The sequence below is a fragment of the Pseudomonas sp. R1-43-08 genome, assembly GCF_003852255.1.
GTDB lineage: Bacteria > Pseudomonadota > Gammaproteobacteria > Pseudomonadales > Pseudomonadaceae > Aquipseudomonas.
On sequence record NZ_CP027734.1, the window covers coordinates 5075383 to 5098359 of the forward strand.

18 protein-coding genes, 1 tRNA gene and 1 pseudogene are annotated in these 22977 nt (G+C 57.8%); 15 read left to right on the plus strand and 5 right to left on the minus strand.

Annotated features, from left to right (window positions below; translation table 11 throughout):
• The first annotated feature begins 296 nt into the window (after positions 1–296).
• From dnaG to C4J87_RS23420, 6 genes and pseudogenes are all read left to right on the plus strand, one after another.
• Complete coding sequence (gene dnaG / locus C4J87_RS23395; protein WP_124364660.1) at positions 297–2267, plus strand: DNA primase; 1971 nt, start codon at positions 297–299, stop codon at positions 2265–2267.
• A gap of 67 nt (positions 2268–2334) precedes the next feature.
• Positions 2335–4185, plus strand: a complete 1851-nt coding sequence (rpoD, locus tag C4J87_RS23400) for an RNA polymerase sigma factor RpoD (RefSeq protein WP_124368566.1) — start codon at positions 2335–2337, stop codon at positions 4183–4185.
• A gap of 133 nt (positions 4186–4318) precedes the next feature.
• Complete coding sequence (locus tag C4J87_RS23405; protein ID WP_124368567.1) at positions 4319–8062, plus strand: bifunctional diguanylate cyclase/phosphodiesterase; 3744 nt, start codon at positions 4319–4321, stop codon at positions 8060–8062.
• 17 nt (positions 8063–8079) lie between these two features.
• Positions 8080–8156, plus strand: a tRNA-Ile gene (locus tag C4J87_RS23410).
• Between the two features lie 63 nt (positions 8157–8219).
• Positions 8220–8417 (plus strand): annotated as a pseudogene (locus C4J87_RS23415) (tyrosine-type recombinase/integrase); the annotation flags it as partial.
• A gap of 426 nt (positions 8418–8843) precedes the next feature.
• Positions 8844–9689 carry a hypothetical protein gene (locus C4J87_RS23420; RefSeq protein ID WP_124368568.1) on the plus strand — a complete coding sequence of 282 codons (846 nt, stop codon included), beginning with the start codon at positions 8844–8846 and terminating at the stop codon, positions 9687–9689.
• A 157-nt stretch (positions 9690–9846) separates the two neighbouring features.
• Here the strand turns inward: C4J87_RS23420 and C4J87_RS23425 are convergent, their stop codons facing one another.
• From C4J87_RS23425 to C4J87_RS23440, 4 genes are all read right to left on the minus strand, one after another.
• Positions 9847–10521, minus strand: coding sequence for a uracil-DNA glycosylase (locus C4J87_RS23425; RefSeq protein ID WP_124368569.1), 675 nt, complete (start codon positions 10519–10521; stop codon positions 9847–9849).
• A gap of 4 nt (positions 10522–10525) precedes the next feature.
• Positions 10526–11731 (minus strand): nucleoside triphosphate pyrophosphohydrolase family protein, encoded by a 1206-nt coding sequence (locus C4J87_RS23430; protein WP_124368570.1) that lies wholly within the window; start codon positions 11729–11731, stop codon positions 10526–10528.
• A 267-nt stretch (positions 11732–11998) separates the two neighbouring features.
• Positions 11999–12610, minus strand: coding sequence for a hypothetical protein (locus C4J87_RS23435; protein ID WP_124368571.1), 612 nt, complete (start codon positions 12608–12610; stop codon positions 11999–12001).
• Positions 12607–13059, minus strand: a complete 453-nt coding sequence (locus tag C4J87_RS23440; protein ID WP_124368572.1) for a hypothetical protein — start codon at positions 13057–13059, stop codon at positions 12607–12609. The genes C4J87_RS23435 and C4J87_RS23440 overlap by 4 nt, the downstream gene beginning before the upstream one ends.
• 738 nt (positions 13060–13797) lie before the next feature.
• Between C4J87_RS23440 and C4J87_RS23445 the strand changes: the two genes are divergently transcribed.
• The 9 genes from C4J87_RS23445 to pqqE all read left to right on the plus strand — a co-directional run bounded on the left by C4J87_RS23445 (position 13798) and on the right by pqqE (position 22684).
• Positions 13798–14244 (plus strand): Lrp/AsnC family transcriptional regulator, encoded by a 447-nt coding sequence (locus C4J87_RS23445; protein WP_124364663.1) that lies wholly within the window; start codon positions 13798–13800, stop codon positions 14242–14244.
• Positions 14245–14411: 167 nt separating this feature from the next.
• Positions 14412–16094 carry an NAD(P)/FAD-dependent oxidoreductase gene (locus C4J87_RS23450; protein WP_124369027.1) on the plus strand — a complete coding sequence of 561 codons (1683 nt, stop codon included), beginning with the start codon at positions 14412–14414 and terminating at the stop codon, positions 16092–16094.
• A 10-nt stretch (positions 16095–16104) separates the two neighbouring features.
• Positions 16105–16899 carry a carbon-nitrogen hydrolase family protein gene (locus C4J87_RS23455; RefSeq protein ID WP_124368573.1) on the plus strand — a complete coding sequence of 265 codons (795 nt, stop codon included), beginning with the start codon at positions 16105–16107 and terminating at the stop codon, positions 16897–16899.
• A 48-nt stretch (positions 16900–16947) separates the two neighbouring features.
• On the plus strand, positions 16948–19311 hold the full coding sequence (gene pqqF, locus C4J87_RS23460; RefSeq protein ID WP_124368574.1) for a pyrroloquinoline quinone biosynthesis protein PqqF: 2364 nt from the start codon (positions 16948–16950) through the stop codon (positions 19309–19311).
• A 158-nt stretch (positions 19312–19469) separates the two neighbouring features.
• Complete coding sequence (gene pqqA / locus C4J87_RS23465; protein ID WP_003194766.1) at positions 19470–19544, plus strand: pyrroloquinoline quinone precursor peptide PqqA; 75 nt, start codon at positions 19470–19472, stop codon at positions 19542–19544.
• Positions 19545–19615: 71 nt separating this feature from the next.
• Positions 19616–20527 (plus strand): pyrroloquinoline quinone biosynthesis protein PqqB, encoded by a 912-nt coding sequence (pqqB, locus tag C4J87_RS23470; protein WP_078739427.1) that lies wholly within the window; start codon positions 19616–19618, stop codon positions 20525–20527.
• 9 nt (positions 20528–20536) lie between these two features.
• Positions 20537–21289 carry a pyrroloquinoline-quinone synthase PqqC gene (gene pqqC / locus C4J87_RS23475; protein WP_124368575.1) on the plus strand — a complete coding sequence of 251 codons (753 nt, stop codon included), beginning with the start codon at positions 20537–20539 and terminating at the stop codon, positions 21287–21289.
• Entirely contained in the window at positions 21286–21561 is a 276-nt protein-coding gene (gene pqqD / locus C4J87_RS23480; RefSeq protein WP_124368576.1) for a pyrroloquinoline quinone biosynthesis peptide chaperone PqqD, read from the plus strand. Before pqqC ends, pqqD begins: the two co-directional genes overlap by 4 nt.
• The gene (pqqE, locus tag C4J87_RS23485) at positions 21503–22684 is read left to right on the plus strand and encodes a pyrroloquinoline quinone biosynthesis protein PqqE (protein WP_124364668.1); all 1182 of its coding nucleotides are present in this window, start codon (positions 21503–21505) and stop codon (positions 22682–22684) included. Before pqqD ends, pqqE begins: the two co-directional genes overlap by 59 nt.
• 5 nt (positions 22685–22689) lie before the next feature.
• Here the strand turns inward: pqqE and C4J87_RS23490 are convergent, their stop codons facing one another.
• Positions 22690–22848: a YqaE/Pmp3 family membrane protein gene (locus C4J87_RS23490; RefSeq protein WP_003194776.1), complete on the minus strand. Its 159-nt coding sequence runs from the start codon at positions 22846–22848 to the stop codon at positions 22690–22692.
• Positions 22849–22977 lie beyond the last annotated feature (129 nt).

The following is a 22977-nucleotide window of genomic DNA, read 5'->3' on the forward strand; positions in this document are numbered from 1 at the left end:
AGCGGTGCACGTCTCTTCTGACGAGCCTAACAAGGCTACTGACGAGCACACCTATTCTTCAAGCAGGCGATCAACTGTGTCGACTGTGCCCATCGATGAGCTTCCGAGACCGCTCACAGGTCAAGACCGGACTCACGGGCAACTTTTATTCGTCGGACACTGATAGAGACTAACGTCAGCGAATGTTCGGCAGATACACTCCCTGACACCCCATGCAGACGATAATGCTCGAGCGCCCAACGCGCGCTTGAACATTTCACGGGCCCTCATTTACACGCAGTGATGACGAGAACGCCATGGCCGGGCTGATTCCCCAGAGCTTTATTGACGACCTTCTGAACCGCACCGACATCGTCGATGTTGTCAGCTCACGCGTGCAACTGAAAAAAGCCGGCAAGAACTACACCGCCTGCTGCCCGTTCCATAAGGAAAAAACCCCGTCGTTCAGTGTCAGCCCGGACAAGCAGTTCTATTACTGCTTCGGTTGCGGCGCCGGCGGCAACGCCCTCGGCTTCCTGATGGACCACGACAATCTGGATTTCCCCCAGGCCGTCGAGGACCTGGCGAAAGCCGCCGGCATGGAAATCCCCCGCGAAGAAAGTGGCCGCGCGCACAAACCGCGACAACCCACCGACTCGCCGCTGTATCCGCTGCTGACCGCCGCTGCCGATTTCTATCGGCAGGCGCTTAAAAGCCATCCGCAGCGCAAAGCCGCTGTCGATTACCTCAAGGGCCGGGGCCTCACCGGGGAAATCGCCCGGGACTTCGGGCTCGGTTTTGCCCCGCCCGGCTGGGACAACCTGTACAAGCACCTGAGCAGCGATACGCTCCAGCAAAAAGCCATGATTGACGCCGGCCTGCTGATTGAAAACGCCGAGACTGGCAAACGCTATGACCGCTTCCGTGACCGCGTGATGTTTCCGATCCGCGACAGCCGCGGCCGCATCATTGCGTTCGGTGGCCGAGTGCTGGGGGACGACAAGCCCAAGTACCTGAACTCCCCGGAAACCCCGGTGTTCCATAAAGGCCAGGAACTCTACGGCCTGTTCGAAGCGCGCAAGAACAACCGCAACCTCGACGAGATCATCGTGGTTGAAGGCTATATGGACGTCATCGCCCTGGCTCAGCAGGGCCTGCGCAATGCGGTGGCGACCCTCGGCACCGCCACCAGCGAAGAACACATGAAGCGCCTGTTCCGCGTCGTGCCCAGCGTGCTGTTCTGTTTCGACGGCGACCAGGCCGGCCGCAATGCCGCCTGGCGCGCGCTTGAGGCCACGCTGTCGAGCCTGCAGGACGGGCGCCGTGCACGCTTTTTGTTCCTGCCCGAAGGCGAAGACCCGGACACCCTGGTGCGCTCCGAAGGCACCGACGCGTTCCGTGCGCGTATCAATCAACATGCACAACCGCTGGCGGACTATTTTTTCCAGCAGTTGACCGAAGAGGCCGACCCGCGCTCGCTTGAAGGCAAGGCCCATATGGCCACCCTCGCAGCCCCGTTGATCGACAAAGTCCCAGGTGCCAACTTGCGCACCCTGATGCGCCAGCGCCTGCTGGAAATCACCGGATTGAGCGGCGAAGCCGTGAGCCAGCTGGTGCACAGCGCTCCTCAGCATGCGCCGCCCGCCTACGACCCAGGCATGGATTACGACGCCATGCCGGACTATGCCGACTTCCACCAACCGCAGGAGGCGTTTACGCCCCAGCAGGAGTGGACGCCGAAGAAGCCCGGGGCCGGCGGCAAGAAGTGGGACAAGAAGCCCTGGAGCAAGAATGGCAAGCGCGGCGATCGCGATGAGGCCTATGCCCCGCGCACGCCGGTTGCCGTAGAGGCGCCGACGCTGATTGCGTTGCGCACGCTTATCCACCACCCGCAATTGGCGGGCAAGGTTGAAAGCGCCGATCATTTTGCCAACGAGAGCAACACCTACGCTCAGGTGCTTATCGCCCTGATCGAGGCCGTGCAGAAAAATCCTAAGCTAAACTCAATTCAGCTGATGGCTCGCTGGCATGGCACGGAACAGGGCCGCCTATTGAAGGCACTCGCGGAAAAGGAGTGGCTAATTGACGGCGATAACCTTGAACAACAGTTTTTAGACACCATTAACAGGTTATCCGCGGGTCAACATACACAGACCCTCGATGAGCTCATCAAGAGAGCAAGACAGCCGGGATTGTCGGCTGAAGAGCAGATTCAGATAGCAAAACAGATGCGCGACCTCTTAAAACAGAACGTTTGCACATCAAACCCGACCTCAGCTGGCGTGTGAGGTCATAGCTCGGGTATAATCCTCGGCTTGTTTTTTGCCCGCCAAGACCTTCAGTGGATAGGGTGTTATGTCCGGAAAAGCGCAACAGCAGTCTCGTATCAAAGAGTTGATCACCCTTGGTCGTGAGCAGAAGTATCTGACTTACGCAGAGGTCAACGACCACCTGCCTGAGGATATTTCAGATCCAGAGCAGGTGGAAGACATCATCCGCATGATTAATGACATGGGGATCCCCGTACACGAGAGTGCTCCGGATGCGGACGCCCTTATGTTGGCCGACGCCGATACCGACGAGGCAGCCGCTGAAGAAGCCGCTGCCGCGTTGGCCGCGGTGGAGACCGACATCGGTCGCACGACTGACCCTGTGCGCATGTATATGCGTGAAATGGGTACCGTCGAGTTGCTGACACGCGAAGGCGAAATCGAAATCGCCAAGCGTATCGAAGAGGGCATCCGTGAAGTGATGGGCGCAATCGCGCACTTCCCTGGCACGGTTGACCACATTCTCTCCGAGTACACTCGCGTCACCACCGAAGGCGGCCGCCTGTCTGACGTCCTCAGCGGTTATATCGACCCGGACGACGGCATTGCGCCGCCTGCCGCCGAAATACCGCCGCCTGTCGATCCGAAGGCGCCGAAAGCGGACGACGACGCCGACGAAGACGAGGCTGAAGCCAGCACCGACGACGAAGAAGAAGTCGAAAGCGGTCCAGACCCAGTCATCGCTGCCCAGCGTTTCGGTGCGGTTTCCGATCAAATGGAAATCACCCGCAAGGCCCTGAAAAAGCATGGTCGTGCCAACAAGCAGGCCATTGCCGAGCTGCTGGCCCTGGCTGAGCTGTTCATGCCGATCAAGCTGGTACCGAAGCAATTCGAAGGCCTGGTTGAGCGGGTTCGTAGCGCCCTTGAGCGTCTGCGTGCACAAGAGCGTGCGATCATGCAGCTCTGTGTCCGTGATGCGCGCATGCCGCGTACCGATTTCCTGCGCCAGTTCCCGGGCCACGAAGTTGACGAAAGCTGGAGCGACACCCTGGCCAAAGGCAAGGCGAAATACGCCGAAGCCATTGGTCGCCTGCAGCCGGACATCCTCCGTTGCCAGCAGAAACTGAGCGCACTGGAGGCTGAAACCGGCCTGACGATTGCCGAGATCAAGGACATCAACCGTCGCATGTCGATCGGTGAGGCCAAGGCCCGCCGCGCGAAGAAAGAGATGGTTGAAGCCAACTTGCGTCTGGTGATCTCCATCGCCAAGAAGTACACCAACCGTGGCCTGCAATTCCTCGACCTGATCCAGGAAGGCAACATCGGCTTGATGAAAGCGGTGGACAAGTTCGAATACCGTCGCGGCTACAAGTTCTCGACTTATGCCACCTGGTGGATCCGTCAGGCGATCACTCGCTCGATCGCCGACCAGGCCCGCACCATCCGTATTCCGGTGCACATGATCGAGACCATCAACAAGCTCAACCGAATTTCCCGGCAGATGTTGCAGGAAATGGGTCGCGAGCCGACCCCGGAAGAGCTGGGTGAACGCATGGAAATGCCTGAGGATAAAATCCGCAAGGTATTGAAGATCGCTAAAGAGCCGATCTCCATGGAAACCCCGATCGGTGATGACGAAGACTCCCATCTGGGTGACTTCATCGAAGACTCGACCATGCAGTCGCCAATCGATGTCGCCACCGTTGAGAGCCTCAAGGAAGCGACTCGCGACGTACTCTCCGGCCTCACTGCCCGTGAAGCCAAGGTACTGCGCATGCGTTTCGGCATCGACATGAATACCGACCACACCCTTGAGGAAGTCGGTAAGCAGTTTGACGTGACCCGCGAGCGGATCCGGCAGATCGAAGCCAAGGCGTTGCGCAAGTTGCGCCACCCGACGCGAAGCGAGCATCTGCGCTCCTTCCTCGACGAGTGATACCAGAACCCCCGGCCCAGGCCGGGGGTTTTGCTTTCTAACAATTACTTCCACAGATAACTGCCCCGCAACCCCCCTCCCCCGCAATGCCCGTCTACACTCGAGAAATTCCCCGTGCCATAACGAGACCGTTATGCCCAGATTGCCGACCGTGATACTGCTGTCGCTGCTGACCTGGACCGCAACGGCTGGCGCGTTGACTCTCACGGATGATGAGCGTAGCTGGCTGACGGACCATCAGGAGCTGCGCCTTGGGGTGGATGCGTCCTGGCCGCCCTTTGAATACCGCGATGAAGAGAGCCGCTACCAGGGCCTGTCCGCCGATTATGTGCGCCTGATCCAGGATCGCCTGGGCATCCGGGTCAAGCTGATCGAGCCGGCAAACTGGACCGCTGTGCTCGAACAAGCGCGGAACAACCAGCTCGACCTGCTACCTGGCGTCATGTCTACCCCGGAACGCCAGGGCTTCCTGGCCTTCACGCGCCCCTATCTCGACTTTCCCATCGTGATACTGGCCCATGAAGGCGGCGCCAAGCCGCGCAATCTCAAGGACTTGTACGGACTGAAAATCGCCGTGGTGGAAAACTATGCGCCTCATGAATTACTGCGCACCCACCATCCGGACCTCAATCTCGTCGCGATGCCGAACGTCAGCTCTATGCTGCAGGCCCTGGCCACCGATGAAGTCGATGCGGTCGTCAGCGACCTGGCTTCCAGCGTGTGGAGCCTGCGCCAACTGAAACTCGATGGTTTGTACGTGAGCGGCGAAACGCCCTACCGCTATCAGTTGGCAATGGGCGTCCCGCAGGATGAGAAAATACTGGTGGGCATTCTGGACAAGGTCCTCGCCGATCTCAGCCCAGCCGAAACCGATGCGATCCAGCAGCGCTGGGTCGGCAGCTTCAGCGATCACCGCACGCTCTGGGCGGATTTGCTGATGTACGGTCTGCCTGCGGTATTGCTGCTGAGCACCGTGCTGGCCGTTGTGATTCGAATCAATCGTCGGCTCAGCTCGGAAATTTCCCGCCGGGTCGCCCTTGAGCAAGAACTGCGCAGCAGCGAGTACCACTATCGCGGCCTGGTGGAGAGCCTGTCCGCTATCGCCTGGGAAGCCAACATCAGCGATTTCACCTACAGCTACGTGTCGCCCCATGCCGAAGAATTGCTCGGCTACCCCCGCGCACATTGGCTGATCCCCGGTTTCTGGCGCAACATCATTCACCCCGCCGACCTGACCCGCGCCGAAACGTATTGCTACCGTGAAACCCGCGCCAACCGTGATCACAGCATCGACTATCGCGTTATCACCGCCGATGGCCGCTGCCTGTGGGTACGCGACATTGTCAGCCTGATCGAATACGGCCATGAACCGGTGCTGCGCGGCTTGATGATCGACATCAGCGAAGCCAAGCGTACGGAAGAGGCACTGCAGCTGTCCGAGCAGAAGTTTGCCTCAGTGTTCCAGCAATGCCCGGACATCCTGGTGATCGCCCGCCTGTCCGACGGATGCCTGCTTGAAGTCAACAAGGCCTTTGAAGACCAGATTGGCCTGAGCGCCCAGGAGGTGGTGGGCAAAACCGCCACCGAGCTGAATATCTGGGGTGTTGAAGGCGTCGGTCCGGATTTGCTGCAACGCGTGCAGACCACCAGCATCCGCAACCTGGAGATGATTTTCTGGCGCAGCAATGGCCAGGCGTTTACCGGGCTTATTTCGACCGAGCCGTTCCAACTCGATACCACCGAGGCACTGGTGGTCGTGGTGCGAGATATCACCCAGCTCAAGGAAACCCAACAGCAGCTGCAAACTTCCGAGGAGAAGTTTGCCAAGGCGTTTCATGCCTCCCCCGATGGCTTGTTGCTGAGCCGGCAAAGCGATGGGCTGCTGATCGAAGTGAACGAAGGCTTCAGCCACCTGACCGGCTACACCAGCGCCACGTCGCTCGACCAGTCGGCTTTGGACCTTGGCATATGGGTCGACCTTAATGAGCGCAAGCACATGCTGGAGTTGATGCAGCGCGACGGCTTTGTCCGCGACTTCATCTGCCGTATCCGCCGCGTCGACGGCCAGATTCGCCTCTGCGAGCTGTCCAGCCGCCCGCTGCCCATCGGCGACGAAGACTGCATGCTGACCATCGCCCGCGACATCACCGAACGCCAGCTGATGCAGGAAAAATTGCAACAAGCCGCCACAGTGTTCGAAAGCACCGCCGAAGGCGTATTGATCACCGACACGCGGCAGAACATCAGTGCAGTAAACCGCGCCTTCAGTGAAATCACTGGCTACAGCGAGGCCGAAGCGCTGGGCCATACCCCGCGCCTGCTCGCCTCCGGCATGCACGACAGCGCTTTCTATGCCGCGATGTGGCACCAACTGACGACCCAGGGTCATTGGCAGGGCGAAATTTCCAACCGGCGCAAGAACGGTGAGCTGTACCCCAGCTGGCTGACCATCAGCGCCGTGCGCAATCGCGAGCAGGTGGTCACGCATTTTGTCGCCGTATTTGCCGACATCTCCAGCCTCAAGCTCGCCCAGGCGCGCCTCGACTATCAGGCCCATCACGACCCATTGACCGGCCTGCCCAACCGCACGCTGTTTGAAAGCCGACTACAGGCGGCCCTCAACGGCCAGCAGGAAAGCGGCAATCAAGGCGCGGTGTTGTTTCTTGACCTGGACCGCTTCAAACACATCAACGACAGCCTGGGCCACCCGGTCGGCGACCTGCTGCTCAAAGACATCGCCGTACGCCTCAAGGACCAGCTGCGCGATATCGACACCGTCGCCCGCCTGGGCGGCGATGAATTCATCATCCTGCTGCCCGGCCTGCACCAGGCCAGCGATGCGCAATATCTGGCGAACAAACTGCTCGATTGCTTCACACCGCCCTTCCAGGCCGGCGAGCACGAATTCTTTATCAGCGCGAGTATCGGCACAAGTTTGTACCCGCAGGACGGCACCGATGTCGCCACCCTGGTCAAAAATGCCGACGCCGCGATGTACCGTTCCAAAGCCAAGGGCCGCAACCGCGTTGAAAGCTACACCCGCGACCTGACGGCTCAGGCCAATGAACGCGTGGCACTGGAGCATGAACTGCGCCGCGCCATCGAACGTGAAGAGATGAGCCTGTATTACCAACCCAAACGCAGCCTGCTCACCCAGCAACTGATCGGCGCCGAAGCCTTGATACGCTGGCACCACCCGACCTTTGGCGACGTACCGCCCGAACACTTCATCGCCCTGGCCGAAGAGAACGGCACGATCCTGCAAATTGGCGACTGGGTACTGGAACAGGCCTGCCGACAGATGCACGCCTGGCAAGGCGCTTTCGATGATTTCGGGCCACTGTCCGTCAACCTCGCCGGCGCGCAACTGCGTCACCCCAACCTGCTGTCACGCATCGAACAACTGCTGCGCGACTACCGCCTGGAGCCCGGCTGCCTGCAACTGGAGATCACCGAAAACTTCATCATGAGCCAGGCCGAAGAAGCGCTGGAGGTGCTGCACCAACTCAAACGCCTGGGCGTGCAGCTGGCAATCGATGATTTCGGGACCGGCTATTCTTCCCTCAGCTACCTCAAGCGCCTGCCGCTGGACTTCCTCAAGATTGACCAATCCTTCGTCCGCGGCCTGCCCGACGACCCTCACGACGCCGCCATCGTCCGCGCCATCATCGCCCTCGGCCACAGCATGCAATTCACCATCATCGCCGAAGGCGTGGAGAACCCCGCCCAGCAAGCCTTCCTCGCCGCAGAAGGCTGTGAACAGATGCAAGGCTACATCGTCAGCCTGCCCCTGCCACCGGAGCAATTTGCCGCAACCTTCCTTCGTACACGGATGAGGGATTTTACGGATGGCACAGCGGGGAAACCGTCGTTATAATCCGCGTCCAGTTACAAGGGCCTATAGCTCAGTTGGTCAGAGCAGAGGACTCATAATCCTTTGGTCCACGGTTCAAGTCCGTGTGGGCCCACCAACTCCAAAGCCGCGCATTGCGCGGCTTTTTGCTGTCTGCAAAAAAGGCTAGACCAGTCAGACCAAGCTAGGCATACCTGACCTGCGCTTTCATGACCTACGCCATGAGGCAGTCAGCCGCCTGGTAGAAGGCGGCCTTTCTGATCAGGAGGTGTCTGCCATCAGCGGGCATAAGTCGATGCAGATGCTTAAGCGCTACACGCACCTACGAGCTGAAGATCTAGTAGGCAAATTGGATAAGCTGGAGGCAAGAAACTCCTAATTGAGTAATTGCATGCACTTGCCCTCCCGTTTGCATTCGACGTGACCAGTGATTTGCATGCCATGACCGGCAGAGAACGCCCCAAATCTGCCTTCGGGGAGGGCAACTAACGGCCTGAAGAAGCCGTTCGCTGAAATTGATGTACGGACCGGACACGGGCGCGAAAATTTGCGCCGCCCCTCATGGTGAGAGAGGGAAGCAGTCAGAGCAAAAAAGCGTGAAACATCAGTTTCTAAAGTCTGGGAGTTCTTCATCACGCCGGGATGTTCATAAACTCTCCCAGAAAGCTATCAGTTTTAACGCAAACAACCGAAAACGCTAGCTCGTAGTCGAGCTAAATTCCGAAAAAGCAGTTTCGCGATCTCCTTGAAGAAATTTTCTGCTATTGTGTCAAAACGCCCTCAAAATGACAGCGGAGCTCAATCAATGGCCAGAATTAGCATTCGGGATTTACCCGACGACCTCCACATGCAGTTGGTGCGATCAGCTGCGGGGAGCCAGCGGTCACTGGAAGGTGAGATACGGTACGGCCTGATGCGGTATGTTCAGTCTCTAACAGAATCTAAACGTGCGCCTACGTCCCTACGCGAGACTTGGCAGCGCGAGACAGGGCAGCGCCTCAGTCGTCTATTGCAACGCTTACGTGACGACGATGCTTATGCTTGGAATGAACGTCTTGATCTACCCAGCCTAGCCATGTCGTTAGGCGAGAGTTCACCCGCCATGTTGATGGATTATATCGACGGCCATGCTGCTTTAACCTTTGATATGGCCACCCGCCTAGCAGAAAAATTCAGTTGCAGCTTGCAGTGGCTTATTAGCGGCACAGGATCGATGTTTCCATACCCTGAAATTGGCGGTTCGTATAGAGAGTTTTTTGCGCCAGCATTAGAAGATAAAAGCAATATTATCAAGCTAGTACGCATCTGCTCAAATAAGGGCGAGGACGATCTCCCAGGGAGGCATGACGGAACCCTATTAATGTTTCGCCTCAAAGATGGGCACCCGACTATTAGTGCTGGATACAGTGGACGCTTTTATCTAAATGGCAATATGGGTTCTGGCGGCCATACTAGCTTTGAAGGTTTTGTCGAATTCCTAAATGAAAATAAAAATATTTGCTACAGCGACTATAATTATACAGGAACCGTTGACGATACGGGACTATGGGAGCACCACCCAAACTTTTATCTCAAAAACTCTAGCAGAGCCCATTGGCTAATGCCGATGTTAGAAGGCCGGTCCCCGGGAACGATCAGCTGGCAAACTTAGCTTCCCTATTTCTTTTCCATTGCTTCGCAGAGCGGGTTATGAATCGGGGACTTGCCACATTAACTAACACTAGCGGCACCCTATAGTGCGACATATTCACCCGATCAATGAGGAGGAAGACTAGTTACGGGGACATTCCAAGAGCATCCCAGGCCGGTTAAAACAAAGAGCCCTGGCGCTGTTTAGCATTCAGGATTTCGATTGGGATGTTGTAGAGAGCGCTCATACCATTACGAAAATCTTTGATCCCGCCATAGCTAGGGTGGCGAATAGCAACGACTTCAACTCCGAAGCGGCTTGCATAATTAAAAGCGTCCTGACCGATCGCGACCACCCTACGGACTTTGAGCCATTTGATTAATACTTCATTCAGTATCTCGACCGCTTGAAGCTCCCTGGCGGTAAACTTACGATTAGTAAACGGGCTACCTGGCTCATGGGGATGGAACGGAAAAACATTCCATAATAGTGGTGGTAGTGCGACGGAACGCAGCACTGACCAGATTTCAGAGGCAGTACGCTCGGCAACGGCCGGCCCTAATGTTGCCTGCTTGAAGTTCGAACCCGGATAGCGATGCGCCATCTCGGGTAGGTGGTATTCGTCCGTCAAAGCAAGGCCGGTTCGGCGGCCACCACGGTAACCTAAATCGCGCCCCATCCAAATTGTATCCACACCAATGTCTAGCGCCGCCGTGAGGTAACCCCGCAGATTGCGTCGGCGTGAGGACGCCGCATCGGCGCGGTCGTGGACTGGGCAGGTGTCGGCATATGGATTGAAAACATTGTCTAGCTTTAGCTCGGACAAGGCGTTCACGAAAGCTGTAGGAGTCATAGGGTCAATTCTTGATAGGGGGGAGAAAATCCATGGTGTGTTTAAGCACATCGACCACCACGGTGCCTCCACGGTTATCTTGCAGCTTTCGGAAAATTTCAAAGCCGACGACTATAGCCTTTTCCCACTGCCAGATTTGACATTTATCTACCTCGTAACCTTGCACCATGCTGCAAATTTGCTTGAGAACGCCGTAATCCAAGCCACGGTGCCGATCGTCGGCATAAGAATCTTGGTGATTAGCATGATTAAAAATCCAGGTAGCGATCCCTTCTTCAATGATCATCGCCCGGGCCCCGTCTTCGTTCTCGTCTGTTCTAGAATTCGATTTGCGCTTACGTTTAAGCAGCCCCCGAAGCACTGGCGACCAGCCGAGAAACGCCAAGTAGGCAAGATGGAAAACGTCGTGAAACCGATAGTCATCGGGTTCGTTGCTATTGTCCGTAAGGCGATCACCTATGAACACACCATTGAGGCTTTGAACTACATGACCGTTTTCGCGGGTGCCTCTTTCGATGAAAGTTATTTCAAGCGTAGGAGGAAACCGCTCATGCTGAGGATAATCTGCATCAAACGGAGTGGGGTACTTGCCTTCTTCCCCAGGCCACCGACTATGAATCTTTGCAAGGTTGGAGCGTGCTACGTCTTCAAGCCTTAGATCAAAGCTGGCGCATGCTATAGCAAGCTCTGCGAGGTGCAGTCCCATATCTTGGGCACGGGCTTGAGGCTCCATCAACTGGTATTCCGACAAAGTCGTTTTGGCCATGGTGCCAGCGTGGTACGCCAGGTTACCAAGCTGAACTGAGCGACTTATGGATGCTGGTACCCTACGAATCTCCATCAAGCTATCGATGTGGCGGAAGGTGACGGGGTATACGGGCTCCTGTTCGGACTCGCCATATTTTGTGCGCAGCAACCTGATACATTGCTCACCGATTCCATTGGCATCCACCTTCAGAAATCCCGCGATGTTGACGAGATACCACAAAGCATCGCCTAGTTCTTCTCCAGCCAGCTCTGTCTCGGTAGATGCGAGCTTGTCTCTCACAGATTTTTTAAGGGCTGATAGCAACCCGCCAATCTCTCCAAAATAGCCAAATACGATTTTCTGAAAACCGCTCTCATCCTGTTGAAACTGATTAGTTAATAAAGCTTTGGCTTCATAATCAGTAAGTGAGAGTGGTGCAAGTTGAGGCACAGGCTTTGACATGGAAACTCCTTTTATCCATTATTCATGAGGCACTCGCAATGTTTCTCGAAATCCGCCTCTCCTTTGCACCGATGAAAACTTGCTCTCGTGACGCAAACTCGGCACACGATACGCACAGAATAACTAATAGCTTAGAGTCAATCTGTGCAATCTTAAAATTGCACGAGATAAGAATTCCCCCCATCATATGCGCTTTCATCTACTGTAGCTTATGGTGGAAATAACTCCTATCAATCCATTATGCATCTACCCTAGAGTTGCGTGAAATTATCGCCAAGAGGTAGGACGGCCCAAGTTCCCCCTATCTGGTAGCGAATTAAACCAGGCTACTACTTCAGCTCTGAATTTTTCTGAAAATATTGACCGGAGATTCCTACCGTTAGGAAATAAATCATCGCCATCCAGATCCCGCAGATTAGGGGGCATTACTGGGGCATTCGAACCCCAGTAAACAAAATCCGTACCGACTAGGACATTGTCCGAACCAACATCTCTTTTTAAATTGTCCGGGTTCACCATCCCACCATCATAACTGTGATGGGAATCTTCTTGGATCCAGCCATCATCTCCTATGTGATAAATGTTGTCTCCGTACGCTGCGGCATTGCTAGAGAGAAAATTGGCCTTTTTTACGGCAAATCTAGGATCATCCCAGTATTCCTGAAATGTCATTTTCTCGGAAATTCGCATAGCAAAGATGATCTTCCCTAGCATCTTTAGCTCTTTGCTTCCGCAGCCGATTACTATGTCACCAACTTGCGCGCCTTTTCTAATTTGAGGTTTACACGTCGCAAGAGTGCATATGCCATGGAATGGATTTGGCGCGAATCCGTAATCTCTGGAAAGCTTGTAGGAATAGACCCTAGGAAGATCGTTCATTGACATTTGATCCTAGGGATGACGCGTTTTCCATCAGCAGACCCATTCGGACTTTCCCACACCGGCTTGCCTTTAATAACATCGGCTAGCTGAGGGCTACCCACACAAACGATTGAGCTAGCTAGGTCATCGAATATCTGTGGGATGGACTTGATGTCTTCAACAACAGCAACGATCGTCTTACCCGAACCACCGGCATAACCAGCGGCGGCCATCAAGCCCTCAGGATTTTCTTTAGGTATTAAAAACACACAAATCGCCGCACTGTCGATGCAGTTTTTTACAGCTTCAGGGAGGCTAAGGAGCCCGGACTGAGCGGCTTCCACAATTTCTTGGTCAGCCCCGGCCGTGCATACTTTGAAACCTTCGTCGGCAAGCTGAGAAACAATTTTCAAAACCTCTTTCTCTAGCCCTGTGGTAAATACGACGCATGCCTTCGCGTTAGACATAAATATTCCTTTTTTATGACTCAAATGTAGAATTTGAAAATATCGTCTTGCCAAAACGCTCGACGGTAATTGCCAATGTACCGCTCTACCTCCGACACTTCGTCACCATCTGGTCAGGGAAATGTCACCGCACCGATTGGCAGATATCCATGCACGAGTCGGCAAGGTTGATAGGCGTCTCGACCAAAGGCCGCCTGGTTTCGTTCGCGTCAGTACGTTGGCTTACTGAATCTACAACATGATGCCAATTTGCCACAAGCGAAGACCGATCGGCTGGCAGAAATGTTTTCTTCATTTGCATGCGGCATTAGCAGCTAGGCGCTGATCTTCACAACGCTTAGCGCGCGAAATGCTTTGATGCCTGAGCCTATTAGATAACCCGTCGACGGCGATCTTAGCGTCTCTCCCCACCGACTTACGCTAACTGGCAAGCCGAAATGCTGGTACAAATGCGGTACACATGTCAGCTATGGATCCTTTCTCTAAATTACCTCTAACCCACTAGCTACGCACCTTTCAGCTCTGTGTACCTGTCGTAAGCTACGCAAGATTTCATCAAGCTCATAGCATGTCTAGGCAACTCATAATCCCTTTGTCGTAGGTTCGAGTCCTACCGGGCCCACCAACTCCAAAAAGCCGCGCATTGCGCGGCTTTTGCATGTCTGGTGCCACAGTTCTGTATGCCCGACCAAGCCTGTAACATACCTGCCCACTGCCCCCCGCACTGGAGCTTCACCCTTGCCCGCCCTAGACGAAATCGACCGTCAACTGATCGCCGCCTTGCAGCTCAACGCCCGCGAAAGCGTGGCCATGCTTGCCCGGCAGTTGGGGATTGCGCGGACCACGGTGACTTCGCGCCTGGCGCGTCTTGAGAAGACGCAGGTGATTACCGGTTATGGCGTGCGCCTGGGTCAGCGCGTGGCGGATGGTGGGTTGCAGGCGTATGTGGGCATTACCGTGCAACCGCGTTCGGGCAAGGAAGTGCTGCGCCGGCTGAGCGCGATGGCTCAGGTGCAGCAGTTGTGCGCTGTGAGCGGTGAATTTGATTACGTGGCGTGGCTGCGCACCGAGTCGCCGGAGCAGCTTGATCAATTGCTGGATCAGATCGGCAGTGTCGAGGGTGTGGAAAAAACCACTACTTCAATCATTCTCAGTAACAAATTAGACCGTGGACAACCTATCTGACCAGTAACTTCGTCAGATTGACTAAAACCAGTGCAATCCGACGACACATTGCGTCTTATTAACGAGCGCAACGCTCCCTAAACTGGCTGCCATCTTTTCCTATACTCAACGGGCCCTGTCCCGCCGAGTCGTCAGTAAGGTCAGCCATGAGCATTCCGTCCAGCACCATCAGCAAGACCAACCGACACCCCGTCAATGGTAAAAAGCCCATCACCATCTTCGGCCCGGATTTTCCGTTTGCCTTTGATGACTGGATCGAGCACCCGGCCGGCCTGGGCAGTATTCCTGCCGCCCGCCACGGCGCCGAAGTGGCGATTGTGGGCGCCGGTATTGCCGGGCTGGTGGCGGCCTACGAACTGATGAAGCTGGGCTTGAAGCCGGTGGTATACGAAGCTTCGAAGATGGGCGGTCGCCTGCGCTCCCAAGCGTTTGAAGGCGCCGAAGGCATCATCGCCGAGCTGGGCGGGATGCGCTTTCCGGTGTCGTCCACCGCCTTCTATCACTATGTGGACAAGCTGGGCCTGGAAACCAAACCCTTTCCCAACCCGCTGACGCCGGCGTCTGGCAGCACCGTTATCGATCTGGAAGGCCAGACGCACTACGCGCAAAAACTCTCCGACCTGCCGGTGCTGTTCCAGGAAGTCGCCGACGCCTGGGCCGACGCGCTGGAAGCCGGTTCGCAGTTCGGCGATATCCAACAGGCGATCCGTGACCGCGACGTGCCGCGCCTCAAAGCGTTGTGGAATAAGCTGGTGCCGCTGTGGGACGACCGCACCTTCTACGACTTCGTCGCCACCTCAAAAGCCTTTGCCAAGCTGTCGTTTCATCATCGCGAAGTATTTGGCCAGGTCGGTTTCGGCACCGGCGGCTGGGACTCGGATTTCCCCAACTCGATGCTGGAAATCTTCCGCGTGGTGATGACCAACTGCGACGACCATCAGCACCTGGTCGTTGGCGGCGTGGCCCAAGTGCCCATGGGCATTTGGCGTCACGTACCGGAGCAATGCGCCCACTGGCCTGCCGGCACCAGTCTCAGCTCATTGCATCGAGGCGCGCCACGGGCCGGCGTGAAGCGTATTGCCCACGCCGCCGACGGCCGTTTCGCCGTTACCGACATCTACGGTGACACCCGCGAATACGCCGCCGTATTGACCACCTGCCAAAGCTGGCTGCTGACCACCCAGATCGAATGCGACGAAACCCTGTTCTCGCAAAAAATGTGGATGGCTCTGGACCGCACGCGCTACATGCAGTCATCGAAAACCTTTGTCATGGTCGACCGCCCGTTCTGGAAAGACAAAGACCCGGAAACCGGCCGCGACCTGATGAGCATGACCCTCACCGACCGCCTGACGCGCGGCACTTATCTTTTCGACAACGGCGACGACAAGCCTGGGGTGATCTGCCTGTCCTACTCGTGGATGAGCGACGCGCTGAAAATGCTGCCCCAGCCCATCGATAAGCGGGTCAAACTGGCACTCGATGCGCTGACGAAGATCTACCCGAAAGTCGACATCAAGGCGCGCATCATCGGCGACCCGATCACCGTGTCCTGGGAAGCCGACCCGCATTTCCTCGGGGCCTTCAAAGGTGCACTGCCCGGCCACTATCGGTATAACCAGCGCATGTATGCGCACTTCATGCAGAAGGACATGCCCGCCGAACAACGTGGGATTTTTATCGCCGGCGACGACGTTTCCTGGACCCCAGCCTGGGTGGAGGGCGCGGTACAAACCTCGCTGAACGCGGTGTGGGGCATCATGACCCACTTCGGCGGCCGCACCCACCCGCAAAACCCAGGGCCCGGCGATGTGTTTGACGAGATAGGGCCAATCGCCCTGCCCGAATAAGGAGCCTGACATGCGTGTCGCCCTGTACCAATGCCCGCCACTGCCGCTGGACGTGGCCGGTAATCTCAAGCGCCTGCAGCAACTGGCGCATGAAGCGTCGGGTGCCGATGTGCTGGTGCTGCCGGAAATGTTCCTGACCGGCTACAACATTGGCGCCGAAGCCACAGGCGCCTTGGCCGAGGCCCGGGATGGCGAGTCGGCACACACCATTGCTGAAATCGCGCAAAGTGCCGGGTTGGCGATTCTGTATGGTTACCCGGAGCGGGCCGAAGACGGCCAGATCTACAACGCCGTGCAGTTGATCGACGCCCACGGCAAACGCCTGTGCAACTACCGCAAGACTCACCTGTTTGGCGACCTCGACCACGCGATGTTCAGCGCGGGTGAGGATGACTTCCCGCTGGTGGAAGTGAACGGCTGGAAGCTGGGTTTCCTGATTTGCTACGACCTGGAGTTTCCGGAAAACACCCGGCGCCTGGCCCTGGCCGGTGCCGAACTGATCCTGGTACCGACTGCCAATATGGTGCCGTTCGACTTTGTCGCCGACGTCACCGTGCGGGCCCGTGCGTTCGAGAACCAATGTTTCGTGGCCTATGCCAATTACTGCGGGCACGAAGACGATATTCACTATTGCGGCCAAAGCAGCATTGCCGGGCCCGATGGCCAACGCATTGCCCAGGCGGGCCTGGATGAAACGTTGATCGTCGGCACGCTGGACCGGCAATCGATCCTCGATGCCCGCGCCGCCAATCATTACCTGCATGACCGTCGCCCCGAGCTTTACGGCGCGCTGCACAAGCCCTGATCCACCGGGTTTGCTAGCATAGGCGCTTCCCCCGCTTCGGAAGTGCCCATGCCTGCGTCGGTTCTCGCTCAACCCCTGCACCTCACTCTGGCTAATGGCCTGCGCATTTGCCTGCGCCATGCACCGCGTTTGAAGCGCTGCGCGGCTGTTTTGCGCGTGGCTGCCGGCAGCCATGACGCGCCATTGGCATGGCCGGGGCTGGCGCATTTCCTTGAGCATTTGTTGTTCTTGGGAACCGAGCGTTTTCCGGCAGACGATGGGTTGATGGCCTATGTGCAGCGCCATGGCGGGCAAGTGAATGCCAGCACCCGCGAGCGCACTACCGAATTCTTTTTTGAGCTGCCGGTTCCGACCTTCGCCGATGGGCTCGTGCGATTGGCCGACATGCTGACGCACCCTCGCCTGGCCCTCGACGACCAACTGCGCGAGCGCGAAGTGCTGCACTCCGAGTTCGTCGCCTGGTCGCAAGATGCCAAGGCGCAGCAACAGGTGGCCTTGCTGGAGGGGCTGGCCACTGATCACCCGCTGCGCGGCTTTCATGCGGGCAATCGCGACAGCCTGCCAGTGGAACATGAGGCTTTTCAGCAGGCGTTGCGCGAATTTCATCAGCGCTTCTATCAAAGCGGGCAGATGACGTTGAGCCTTGCCGGCCCACAATCGCAGCAAGACCTGGAAGCGCTGGCGCAGCACTTCAGTGCGCAGTTGAACGGCGGCCCGCTGCATCCCCAGGCCGCCCCACCGGCGCTGATGGCTGGGCAAGCCAGGGGCTATCAACATGTTGCCGATCATCATCTGCATCAGGTCATCACCTGTGACGCACCGCCCGAAGCGCTGGCATTTCTCTGTACCTGGCTCAACAGCCCGGCGCCGGGCGGCTTGCTCGCTGAACTCAAAGCGCGACGCCTGGCGACTGCCTTGCACGCCTCGGTGCTGTATCACTTTGCCGGACAGGCCGTGCTGGATATCGACATCCAAGGCGAAGCGACGACACAGATCGAGGCGCTGCTGCACGACTGGCTGAGTTTTTTCGCACACAGCGACTGGACGCCCCTACGCGAAGAGTTCGCCTTGCTCACTGCTCGCCAACAGCAAGTCCAAAGCGCCCTGGCGCTGGCACGCAACGACCTTGAAGACGTATCGGACCAAAGTCTCGCAGCGCTCAAGGCCATGCTCGACGCACTGCATCTGCCACCCGCCAGACATGAATGGCAGCTTCCACCGGCTAACCCGTTTCTTCGTCCCGCCGCTCAAGAAGAACGTGCCGGCTTGATTCGCGGCCAGACCAGCGCCCACCGGGGCTTGCGCACATTTGCCCAGGACCGCTTACGGGGCCGACGGGAAACATCGGCGCTGATATTCAGCCAGGCATTGGCCAATGACACCGATGAAGGCGCCCTGTACCTGCGCTGGCGATTTGAGGGCGCCGTGCCTGCTGGCCTGGACGGCCTGTTACAACCGCTGCGCGACAGTGCCGGTCAAGCGGGCGTCGAGTTGGTTTTCGAAACCATCGCCAATGACTGGCAGGTAAAAATGCTCGGTGTCCACGAGCCCATGCCGGCCGTGCTTGAAGCGCTGACGCGCTGCTTGAGCACTGCCGCTGAACACTTGGCGCCTCCACCCCCGGCACCGATGATTGCCATCCGCGAATTGCTCAAGGCGTTGCCCGCCTGCTGTGCCGGCGTTCAGCCGACGCCCCAAGCGACGCCAGCCTCGTGGGCCACCGCCCGCTGGCAAGGGCTGGGCTCAGGGTTGCCGGCAGCCTGTGAAGCGGCGATCAAGACCGCAGCAGCCCGCTTGCCTGGGCAGCCTGCGCCGTTGCAATACGAGCCTCAACCGCTCAAAGGCCAGCGCCGCTGGCACGAGGTCAACACCGCGTCCAGCGAAGCGGCGATGCTGCTGTTTTGCCCGACACCCACTCACGCCCTGTCCGATGAAGCCGCCTGGCGCTTGCTCGGTCATTTGCTTCAGGGGCCGTTCTACCAGCGCCTGCGGGTCGAACTACAAATCGGCTACGCCGTTTTCAGTGGCATCCGACAGGTCAATGGGCAGACCGGCTTGCTGTTCGGCGTGCAGTCTCCCAGCGCGTCCCTGGGTGAGATCCTCGAACAGGTGCAGACGTTCCTGGCACAACTGCCGTCGTTGATCGAGCGCAGCGCAGACATGGGCAACGAGGCCTTGGCGCAGCAATTCACTGCCCAATCCCTGCCGATGGCCCAAGCCGCCGACTTGCTGTGGCATGCGCAGTTGGCGGGCCACTCATCGGGTTACCTGGAGCGATTACAAGATTTGATACAAAGCTGCTCGCGGGACGATATGCGGCGCGCCGTGCAACAACTGAACAACGCCACAGGCGGCTGGCGCTGCATTGCCAATGGCCCGTGCATCGGGGCGCGCTGGCAGCCAGCGGCATGATCATTGCCAACCGTGCAACAGGCTTTTTCTTTCGAGACAGCGCTAACTCGAAAAGAATTGCGTAATATTCCCACGCAATATCTGAACATCTCCCATGGGAGGTGGACTATATGTACTACTTGGTAGTGAACATCCCGTCCCTTGATAGGAGTATGAATATGACCTGGTCCAAACCTGCTTACACTGATTTGCGCATCGGTTTCGAAGTCACCATGTACTTCGCCAGCCGTTAATCCGCTGGGTAATACAACGCCTCGGTTCGCCCGGGGCGTTTTTGTTTTGAGCTGTGCTTGATGGAGCGATCATGTTTGTCCAGATTCTAGGTTCCGCCGCCGGCGGCGGCTTCCCGCAGTGGAACTGCAACTGTGTGAATTGCGCAGGTTTTCGTGATGGTAGCCTGCGGGCCCAGGCGCGGACCCAGTCGTCCATCGCGATTTCCGATGATGGTGTGAATTGGGTACTGTGCAACGCATCGCCGGATATCCGCGCACAACTGCAGGGGTTTGCGCCGATGCAACCGGGCCGCGCCCTGCGTGACACCGGCATCAGCGCGATCATCCTGATGGACAGCCAGATCGACCACACCACCGGCCTACTGAGCCTGCGCGAGGGCTGCCCGCACCAGGTGTGGTGCACCGATATGGTCCATGAAGACCTGAGCACCGGTTTCCCGCTGTTCACCATGCTCACGCACTGGAACGGCGGCCTGGCCTGGAACCGTATTGAGCTGGACGCCAGCTTCACTATCCCGGCCTGCCCCAACCTGCGCTTCACCCCACTGCCGCTGCGCAGCGCCGCCCCGCCGTATTCGCCGCACCGCTTCGACCCGCACCCGGGCGACAACATCGGCCTGATCGTCGAAGACCTGCGCACCGGTGGCAAACTGTTCTACGCCCCAGGCCTGGGCAAGGTCGACGCACCGCTGCTGGACATCATGGCCGGCAGCGACTGCCTGCTGGTGGACGGCACGATGTGGGACGACGACGAAATGCAGCGCCGTGGCGTCGGCACCCGCACCGGCCGCGAAATGGGCCACCTGGCGCAAAACGGTCCTGGCGGCATGCTCGAAGTGCTGGAACAGTTGCCCGAGCAGCGCAAAGTGCTTATCCACATCAACAACACCAATCCGATCCTTGATGAAGATTCCCCCGAGCGAGCGGAGCTGGTGCGGCGTAATGTCGAAGTAGCCTACGACGGCATGAGCATCGAGTTGTAGGAGACTCATATGACTGATACACCGATGACCCCTGAAGCATTCGAACACGCCCTGCGCGCCAAAGGCGCCTTCTATCACATCCACCACCCGTATCACGTGGCGATGTACGAAGGCCGCGCCACCCGCGAGCAGATCCAGGGCTGGGTCGCCAACCGTTTCTATTATCAGGTGAACATTCCCCTCAAGGACGCAGCGATCCTGGCCAACTGCCCGGACCGCGAAATCCGCCGTGAATGGATCCAGCGCCTGCTCGACCACGATGGCGCGCCCGGAGAAGACGGCGGCATCGAAGCCTGGCTGCGCCTGGGCCAAGCCGTCGGTCTCGACCCGGACCAACTGCGCTCCCAGGAACTGGTGCTGCCCGGCGTACGCTTTGCGGTAGACGCCTACGTCAACTTCGCCCGCCGCGCCAGTTGGCAAGAAGCCGCCAGCAGCTCCTTGACCGAACTGTTCGCGCCGCAGATCCATCAGTCGCGCCTCGACAGTTGGCCGCAGCATTATCCGTGGATCGACCCGGCCGGCTATGAGTACTTCCGCACCCGTCTTGGCCAGGCCCGGCGCGACGTGGAACACGGGTTGGCGATCACCCTGCAGCACTACACCACCCGTGAAGGCCAGGAGCGCATGCTGGAAATTCTCCAGTTCAAACTGGACATCCTGTGGAGCATGCTTGATGCCATGAGCATGGCCTACGAACTGAACCGCCCGCCGTATCACAGCGTGACCGCGCAGCGGGTCTGGCATAAAGGGATCACCCTATGAGCTTTGATCGCAGCAGAAAACCGGCCTGGCGCCAAGGCTATCGCTACCAGTACGAACCCGCGCAAAAAGGCCATGTGTTGCTCTACCCCGAAGGCATGATCAAGCTCAACGACAGCGCCGCGCTGATTGGTGGCTTGATTGACGGTGAGCGCGACGTGGCGGCCATCATCGCCGAGCTGGACCGGCAATTTCCCGGCGTGCCGGAACTCGGTGATGACATCGAGCAATTCATGGAGGTCGCCCGTGCCGAGCACTGGATCACCCTTGCCTGAAAAACCCGCCATCGGCCTGCCGCTGTGGCTGCTCGCCGAGCTGACTTACCGCTGCCCGCTGCAGTGCCCGTACTGCTCCAACCCGCTGGATTTTGCCGAGCAGGGCAAGGAGCTGAGCACCGAGCAATGGATCAAGGTCTTTCGCGAGGCCCGCGAAATGGGCGCTGCGCAGCTCGGGTTTTCCGGCGGTGAACCGCTGGTGCGCCAGGACCTGGCCGAGTTGATCTTTGAAGCGCGCAAACTGGGGTTCTACACCAACCTGATTACCTCAGGCATTGGCCTGACCGAACAGAAGATCAGCGATTTCAAAAAGGCCGGCCTGGACCATATCCAGATCAGCTTCCAGGCCAGTGACGAACAGGTCAACAACCTGCTGGCCGGCTCGAAAAAAGCCTTCGCGCAAAAGCTCGAAATGGCTCGGGCGGTGAAAGCCCATGGTTATCCGATGGTGCTGAACTTCGTCACCCATCGGCATAACATCGACAAGATCGACCGCATTATCGAGCTGTGCATTGCCCTCGAGGCGGATTTTGTCGAGCTTGCCACCTGCCAGTTCTACGGCTGGGCGCAGCTCAATCGTGTGGGGTTATTGCCGACCAGGGAACAACTGGTACGCGCCGAACGCATCACCAACGAATACCGCGCCAAGCTTGAAGCCGAAGGCCACCCGTGCAAGTTGATTTTCGTCACGCCGGATTACTACGAAGAACGCCCGAAAGCCTGCATGAATGGCTGGGGCAGTATTTTCCTGACCGTGACACCGGACGGTACCGCCCTGCCCTGTCATGGCGCCCGACAGATGCCGGTGCAGTTTCCCAATGTGCGCGACCACAGCATGCAACACATCTGGTACGACTCGTTCGGTTTCAACCGTTTTCGCGGCTACGACTGGATGCCCGAGCCGTGCCGTTCATGCGATGAGAAGGAAAAGGACTTCGGCGGCTGCCGTTGCCAGGCCTTCATGCTCACGGGGGATGCGAGCAACGCCGACCCGGTGTGCAGCAAGTCCGAGCAGCACGGCATCATCCTTCAAGCGCGGGAAGAAGCCGAACATGCCACCCAGACCATCGAGCAACTGGCGTTTCGCAATGAGCGCAATTCACGCCTCATCGCCAAAGGCTGAGGGCCTCAGCGCTTGGCGATGATGTACACCGCGTGAATGATGCCGGGGAAGTAACCGCACAGGGTCAGCAGAATGTTCAGCCAGAACGCGCCGCCGAAACCTACTTGCAGGAACACACCCAGTGGCGGCAGCAGAATGGCGATGATGATACGAATGATGTCCATGGGTCAGCTCCAGAAATCGGCTCGTGTGAGCCGTGTAGCTAATCGACCTTGGCGCTTCGTGAGGGTTCAGTGGGTTCTGGCGTTGGGCCATCCTTTAATCAACAGACAAAAAAACGCCCCCAGCCAAAA